Source organism: Pseudomonas baetica (assembly GCF_051216495.1).
Taxonomy (GTDB): domain Bacteria; phylum Pseudomonadota; class Gammaproteobacteria; order Pseudomonadales; family Pseudomonadaceae; genus Aquipseudomonas; species Aquipseudomonas baetica_B.
Genome location: NZ_JBPKAM010000185.1, coordinates 1 through 7,070, shown reverse-complemented (window position 1 = coordinate 7,070; position 7,070 = coordinate 1). Strand labels below are relative to the sequence as shown.

Annotated in this window: 7 protein-coding genes; 6 read left to right on the top strand and 1 reads right to left on the bottom strand. The window is 62.3% G+C overall.

Annotated features, from left to right (window positions below):
- Window positions 1-92: 92 nt before the first annotated feature.
- Window positions 93-1,010 (bottom strand): LysR family transcriptional regulator, encoded by a 918-nt coding sequence (locus ACSFE6_RS30570; RefSeq protein WP_435431103.1) that lies wholly within the window; start codon window positions 1,008-1,010, stop codon window positions 93-95.
- A 125-nt stretch (window positions 1,011-1,135) separates the two neighbouring features.
- Between ACSFE6_RS30570 and ACSFE6_RS30565 the strand changes: the two genes are divergently transcribed.
- The 6 genes from ACSFE6_RS30565 to ACSFE6_RS30540 all read left to right on the top strand — a co-directional run bounded on the left by ACSFE6_RS30565 (window position 1,136) and on the right by ACSFE6_RS30540 (window position 6,897).
- The gene (locus tag ACSFE6_RS30565) at window positions 1,136-1,894 is read left to right on the top strand and encodes a 5-oxoprolinase subunit PxpA (protein WP_435431102.1); all 759 of its coding nucleotides are present in this window, start codon (window positions 1,136-1,138) and stop codon (window positions 1,892-1,894) included.
- 99 nt (window positions 1,895-1,993) lie between these two features.
- Window positions 1,994-2,239, top strand: coding sequence for an acetyl-CoA carboxylase (locus ACSFE6_RS30560; protein ID WP_435431101.1), 246 nt, complete (start codon window positions 1,994-1,996; stop codon window positions 2,237-2,239).
- A gap of 10 nt (window positions 2,240-2,249) precedes the next feature.
- Complete coding sequence (locus ACSFE6_RS30555) at window positions 2,250-3,623, top strand: acetyl-CoA carboxylase biotin carboxylase subunit (RefSeq protein ID WP_435431100.1); 1,374 nt, start codon at window positions 2,250-2,252, stop codon at window positions 3,621-3,623.
- Window positions 3,620-4,492 carry a 5-oxoprolinase subunit B family protein gene (locus ACSFE6_RS30550; protein WP_435431099.1) on the top strand — a complete coding sequence of 291 codons (873 nt, stop codon included), beginning with the start codon at window positions 3,620-3,622 and terminating at the stop codon, window positions 4,490-4,492. The genes ACSFE6_RS30555 and ACSFE6_RS30550 overlap by 4 nt, the downstream gene beginning before the upstream one ends.
- On the top strand, window positions 4,489-5,463 hold the full coding sequence (locus tag ACSFE6_RS30545; RefSeq protein ID WP_435431098.1) for a biotin-dependent carboxyltransferase family protein: 975 nt from the start codon (window positions 4,489-4,491) through the stop codon (window positions 5,461-5,463). The genes ACSFE6_RS30550 and ACSFE6_RS30545 overlap by 4 nt, the downstream gene beginning before the upstream one ends.
- A gap of 111 nt (window positions 5,464-5,574) precedes the next feature.
- Window positions 5,575-6,897, top strand: coding sequence for a purine-cytosine permease family protein (locus tag ACSFE6_RS30540; RefSeq protein ID WP_435431097.1), 1,323 nt, complete (start codon window positions 5,575-5,577; stop codon window positions 6,895-6,897).
- Window positions 6,898-7,070: the final 173 nt, after the last annotated feature.

The window sequence follows — 7,070 nt, the reverse complement described above, 5'->3', positions numbered from 1 at the left end:
GCTCGCGAAAGCGGAATGTCAGTTGATGAAAATCTCGCCTGATACACCGCCTTCGCGAGCAGGCTCGCTCCCACAGTTTTTTCCATTTGCCTTCAGCGCCGTGCCGAATGCTGTTGCGGCGCCAGAAACGCATCGTGGAAGTAATTGCGCAACGCCTGCATCGCCGGGCTGAATTCGCGCTCGCGGTGCCAGGCCAGGCCGACGCTCATGGGGGTGACCTTGTCGCTGATGGTCACGGTTTCGATGCGTTTGCCTTCCAGCGACCATGGGCGGTGCACCAAATCCGAGAGAATTGCCACGCCGCTGCCATTGGCCACCATGCTGCGCACTGCTTCCACGGAGCTGGTGCGCACCCTGACGTTCGGTTGCTGGTGAGCGTGTTCCCAGTAACGCATGGCGCTTTGTTCGGCCTCGTCGACGGTCAGCAGGATGTAGGGTTCCTTCGCCACGTCGGCGAGGCTGACCGACGAGCGTTCGCACAGGGGATGGTGGCTGGGCAGCCAGAGCCGGCGTTCGGAGTTGAAGAGGGTTTCGGAGACGATGTCAGGGTGGGTGAGGTTCGATGTCAACACCACCGCCATGTCGAATCGACCTTCCAGCAGGCCTTGTTCGATGGCCTGGCGTTCCTGTTCATGGACTTCGATGGCCACGTCCGGGTGCCAATGCTCCAGCCGTTGCAGATGGTGGGGCAGGAAGTAGCCGATCACCGTGTAGCTGGCAGCCAGGCGCAACAGTCCGCTGGCGCGGACGTCGGGCAGCGGGCTGTTCAGCGCGTCGTCGACGCTGCGCAGGATCACATAGGCCCGGTTGAGAAAGTGTCGCCCGGCATCGGTCAGGCTCATGCCCTGGGCCGAACGCTGGAACAGCAGGGTGCCGAGCATGCCTTCCAGCTCCTTGATCGCCGTGGTCACCGCCGACTGGGAAATATTCAAATGAATCGCCGCTTGCGAGATCTGGCCGATCTCGGCAGTGGCGACGAAATAGCGGACTTGGCGCAAGGTCAGTGACATGAAATCTCCGGTTGACGAGCTATCTGTTTTTCAGAAGATGGCCTATCTGATAATAGATCTTCCCAAGGGGTCGGCTGGAATTTAACGTGGCCTGCATGAAGTCACAAGCGTCAGGAGCAAGTGTCATGCAGGCAGTAGATTTCAATTCGGACATGGGCGAAGGCTTCGGCCCGTGGACCATCGGCGATGGCGTCGACAACGAGCTGATGGGCTTCATCAGCACCGCCAACGTCGCCACCGGTTTTCATGCCGGAGACCCCGGCACCATGCGGCGCACCGTCGAGCAGGCCAAGCGCCTGGGCGTGGCCGTCGGCGCGCATCCGGGATTTCGTGACCTGGTCGGCTTCGGCCGCCGGCACATCAACGCACCGGCCCAGGAGCTGGTGGACGACATGCTCTATCAGTTGGGTGCACTGCGCGAACTCGCCCGGGTTCAAGGCGTGGCCCTGCAACACATCAAACCCCACGGCGCGCTGTATATGCATTTGGCCCGGGACGAGGAAGCCGCTCGTTTGCTGGTGGAAAACCTGCAACGTCTGGAGCCCGAATTGCTGCTGTATTGCATGCCCGGTTCGGTGATCTGGCGCATCGCCAAAGAACTCGGCCAACCGGTGATCCGCGAGTTCTACGCCGACCGCGAATATGACCTCAGCGGTTCCATCGTCTTTACCCGCAACGTGCGTGGCTACGACCCGGCCCAGGTGGCGGCGCGGGTGCTGCGTGCTTGTCAGGAAGGCGTGGTGCGTACCGTCGAGGGCGAGGACCTGGCGATCGAATTCGATTCCATCTGCTTGCACAGCGATACACCGGGCGCCCTGGCGTTGGTGGAAGCCACGCGCAAAGCACTGGATAACGCAGGGATCAAGGTTCGCGCACCGCGCTGAGCCATTCCCGAAACGAAACACCAGGCACAGAGAAGCCAGGGTTCATACACCGATTCATTTTTTGCCTGCCTTTCTACAACTATTCCAAGAGGAACAGACATGGCCGAACACACCGTTATTACCCCGTTGCCGGGCACCTTTTACCGCAAGGCCACCCCGGACTCGCCGAACTATGTCGAGCCGGGCGCGCAGGTCAGCACCGACACCGTGATTGGCCTGATCGAAGTCATGAAGCAGTTTTCCGAACTGACCGCCGGGACGGCCGGTCGCCTGAGCGCGTTTATGGTCGAAGACGGTGATCCGGTGGAGCCGGGTCAGGTCATTGCCACGCTTGAACAAGCGTGAGGGCGCGATCATGACTCAAGGCATTCGTAAATTATTGATCGCCAACCGCGGCGAGATCGCGGTGCGGATTGTTCGTGCTGCCAAAGAGCTGGGTATACCCACCGTTGCCGCGTGCAGCGAGGCGGACGTCGATTCCCTGGCGGCGCGCATGGCCGACGAGGTGCACATCCTCGGCCCGGCTCGTGCGGATAAAAGCTATTTGAACGTCGAGGCATTGCTTGGTGCCTTGGAGGCCACCGGTGCCAACGCGGTGCATCCCGGCTACGGTTTTCTTTCGGAGAACGCCGATTTTGCCGAAGCGGTTGTCGCCGCCGGAGCGATTTTTGTCGGCCCCAGCGCCGACACGATCCGGCGCATGGGCGACAAAGCGGAGGCCCGCCGCACCGCGCAAGCGGCTGGGGTGCCGGTGGTGCCCGGTTCGCCCGGTGAGCTGTTCGACGTCGAGTCGGCGCTTAAGGCGGCCGAATCCGTCGGCTTCCCGCTGCTGATCAAGGCTTCGGCCGGTGGTGGCGGGCGCGGTATTCGCCTGGCGGAAAACGCCCAACAACTGGCCGAAGAGTTCCCCCGTTCCCAGCGCGAAGCCCAGGCAGCATTCGGTAATGGAGCGGTGTACCTGGAGCGCTTCATCGGCAAGGCCCGGCATATCGAAGTGCAGGTGTTGGGCGATGGCCAGCACGCGGTGCACCTGTTCGAACGCGAGTGCTCGCTGCAGCGTCGCCGGCAGAAAATCCTTGAAGAGGCACCGTCGCCGGTTCTCAACCAGCAACAGCGCGAGACGCTCTGCGCCAGCGCCGTACGCTTGACCGAGGCCCTTGGCTACAAGGGCGCGGGCACCCTGGAATACCTGTACGACGATGCTACCGGTGAGTTCTTTTTCATCGAAATGAACACACGGATTCAGGTGGAACACCCGATCAGCGAACTGATCACCGGTATCGATCTGGTCCAGGCCATGCTGCGTATTGCAGGGGGCGAACCGCTGGGTCTCCAGCAAAGCGACATTCAGCTCAACGGCGCGGCTTTGCAGATGCGCCTGAATGCCGAAGATCCAGCCCGGGATTTTTTCCCAAGCCCCGGTCTGGTGGAATCGCTGGTCTGGCCGCAGGGGGAGGGCGTGCGGGTCGATACGCATCTCTACCAGGGTTACCGCGTGCCGCCCTACTATGATTCGCTGTTGGCCAAGCTGATCGTCCATGGTCGCGACCGCAACGAAGCCTTGGCCCGTGCACGCCTGGCGGTGGAGCAGACCACGCTGACCGGCATGGCTAGTACCTTGTCGCTGCACGGTGAGTTGCTGGAACAACCGTGGCTGCACAGCGCCGACTTCCACACCGGCACCCTGGAAACCTGGCTGGCCGAGCGCCGCCATGGAGGTCAAGCATGAGTACGCCAATCCGCTACAGCTTCGGTGCCGATGAGCATCTGTTTGCTGAGGTCAGCGACAGCATGTCCCTTGAAGCGTTTTTCAAGGGCATGGCCGTGACCCGTGCAGTGGAACGGCTGGCGCTGGATGGCGTGCTCGACGTGTGCCTGGCCAATGCCTCGTTCCAGATCCGTTTCGACCCGGATCGTATCGCACCTGCCGACCTGCTCGAAGCGGTCAAAGGTGCGGAAGCGGAGGCCGTGGCCGAACGCACCTTGCAGACCCGGATCATCGAAATTCCCGTGCTGTACAACGATCCCTGGACCCATGAAACCCTGATGCGTTTTCGCGACCGTCATCAGGACCCGGGCGCCACGGACCTGGAATACGCAGCACGGATCAACGGCCTGGCCGACGTCGAGGCGTTCATCGCCGCCCACAGTGGTGCGCCGTGGTTTGTCTCGATGGTCGGCTTCGTCGCCGGTCTGCCGTTCATGTTCCAGATGGTCGAGCGCGAGCGTCAGTTGCAAGTGCCCAAGTACCTGCGTCCGCGCACCGACACGCCGAAATTGACCCTCGGTCACGGTGGTTGCTTTGGTTGCATCTACTCGGTGCGCGGTGCTGGCGGTTATCAGATGTTCGGCGTCACGCCGGCACCGATCTACGACCCGCAGCAGAACCTGGCGTACCTCAAGGAGCACATGGTGTTCTTCCGTCCCGGCGACATCGTGCAGTTCAAGCCGATGGACCGCGAGGAATACGACCAGGCCGTGGCCGAAGTCGAAGCCGGGCGTTTCGATCTGCGGATTCGCCCGGTGGAGTTTTCACTGGACGCGTTTCTGGCCGACCCGATCGGCTATCCCAAGTCGCTGCAGGAGGTGCTGGCATGATCAAGGTACTCAAACCCGGCTTGGCGACCTCGGTACAGGACCTGGGCCGCGAAGGTTATTACCACCTGGGCATTCCGCCGTCCGGTGCGCTGGATCAATACGCCCTGAGCGCGGCCAATCAACTGGTGGGCAACCCGGCCAACACTGGGGCGCTGGAATGCACGCTGCTGGGGCCGGAACTGGAGTTTCAGCATGACGCGTTGGTGGCGGTCTGCGGCGCACACATGACGCCAAAGGTCGATGGCGTGGACATGCATCTGGATACCGCTTTCGAGGTGAAGGCCGGGCAAGTGTTGCGTTTTGACTTCCCCAAGGCTGGCGCACGGGCTTATCTGGCCGTGGCAGGCGGTATCGATGTGCCGGTGGTGCTGGGCAGTCGTTCGACTTATGCGTTGGGTGCGCTCGGCGGATTCCAGGGCCGCAAGCTGTTGGCGGGCGATGAACTGCCCGTCGGTGTTGCCAGCGGCAAGGGCCGCGTCGGGGCCAGCCTACCCATGGCGTTGCGTCAGTCGTTGGGTGGCGAGATCACCCTGCGGGTGGTGCCGGGCCTGTACTACGACCGTCTAACGCCAGCGGCGGCGGACAGTTTTTTTGCCGAGGCCTGGACCGTCGGTTCGGAGGCGGATCGCATCGGTTATCGCTTCAAGGGCGGCAGCCCGCTGACGTTTCAACCCCGTGAACAACCGTTTGGCGCCGGTTCCGATCCGTCGAACATCGTCGACAGTTGCTACCCGATCGGTTCGATTCAGGTGCCCGCTGGGCTCGAACCCATCGTGCTGCATCGCGACGCGGTGTCCGGTGGCGGCTACGCCATGATCGGCACGGTGATCAGCGCCGACCTCGACCTGATCGGCCAGATGCAACCGAACCAGAAAGCCCGTTTCGTGGCGGTGACCCTCGAAGAAGCGCTGGAAGCGCGACGTTCCTATAAGAAAAAACTTAGCTGCCTGAGCAAGCTGTTCCCTTCCTGATGCTGCCCGCCGCACGGCGCGGGTAAAGCCAAACGATAAGCCAACGCCGCACTTCGGTGCGGTGGCGGCTGCCCGTGCCTCAACCTTTGACTGGTTCTGGAGTTCACGCACATGGCTGCTTTATCGCAATCGAGTCAAACCGGGCAAGACCCGGCCAATCATCCCGTTCCCACCAACGCCCGCATGGGACGACTGTCGCTGACCATGGCCTGGTGGGCGGTGTGCAGCGCGATGTTCTACATCGTGGTCGGCGCCTCCCTGGCGTTGTCCTATGGCGCCCGTAATGCGCTGATCGGCATGCTGCTGTCGGTGATCAGTTACGGGCTGGTCAACACCGTGCTCAGTCGCTTCGCGGTGCGCAGCGGCTTGTCGGTGGCGTTGTTTTCGCGTCTGTTGTTCGGCAGTACCGGTGCCTGCCTGGCGACGCTAATCTTCTTCTCCACGGCGATCTACTACGCGGTATTCGAAGGTTCGGTGATCGCCGTGGCACTCAATCACCTGTACCCGGAACTGATGTACCCGTTGGCCGCATTGCTGGTGGTGCTGTACAGCGTGCCGATGATCCTGGGCAGCGTGCAGCACTGGCTGGACAAGCTCAACGGCGTGCTGCTGCCCGTGTACCTCGGCGGCTTGCTGGTGGCGGTGGGACTGTCGATCAGCCGCTATGGCTATCAACCGCAATGGTTGGATTTCGGCCCGGCAACGCCCAATGCCTTTGGCTGGTGGGATTGCTTCGTGGCGTACATGGGCGTCTGGATTCTGATGCTGTTCACCTTCGACTACGCCCGTTTCGGCAAGGCCGAGGACGCCGAGTATCACGGTCGCTGGAACTTCGGCATGCCGTTCTACGCCGTGACGTTTTTGCTCAATGGCGCAGCCGGCATCTACCTGGTCAGCAGCATTCCCCACGAAGGCGCGCTGAACGAAGTGTCGGTGGTCATGGCGATCCTGCAGTTGATGGGACTGTGGGGCCTGTTGTTCGTGTGGGCCACGCAAACCCGGATCAACACCGCCAACTACTACCTGGCGACGTTGAACATGCAGGCGTTCTTTGCTCGCTTCGGCTTGCGCGCCTCGTATCTGGTGTGGGCGCTGGCGGTGGGTGTGATCGTTTATGGGCTGATGCTGGCGGATGTGTTTGCTTACCTGCTCAAGGCGTTGGCCTATCAAGGGATATTCGTGGTGGCCTGGGTTGGCGTGGCGCTGGCGCAGATTGTGTATGGACGGTATGACGCGTCGGCGCTGGAGCGGGTGGCGGCGTTCAATCCGGTGGGCCTGACGGCGTGGTTTGGCGCTACGGCATTGGGGCTGGGGTTGATGTTTGCGGGTAGTGGTTTGAGCAGCTTCTCCGCGCCGGCGACGGTGGTTGTGGCGTTTGGGTTGCAAGCAGGGTTGGCTTATCGGGGGCGGTTGCAGGTGGGGTTGGCTGAATAGGGATTCTTTGGATGTACCCAATCCCTGTGGGAGCTGGCTTGCCAGCGATGGGGGCCTGACAGCCGACCAATCTCTTACGGATTTATCCCTGATTCCATTGTGGGGGCGGGGGGGGGGGGGGGGGGGGGGGGGGGGGGGGGGGGGGGGGGGGGGGGGGGGGGGGGTGGGTGGGG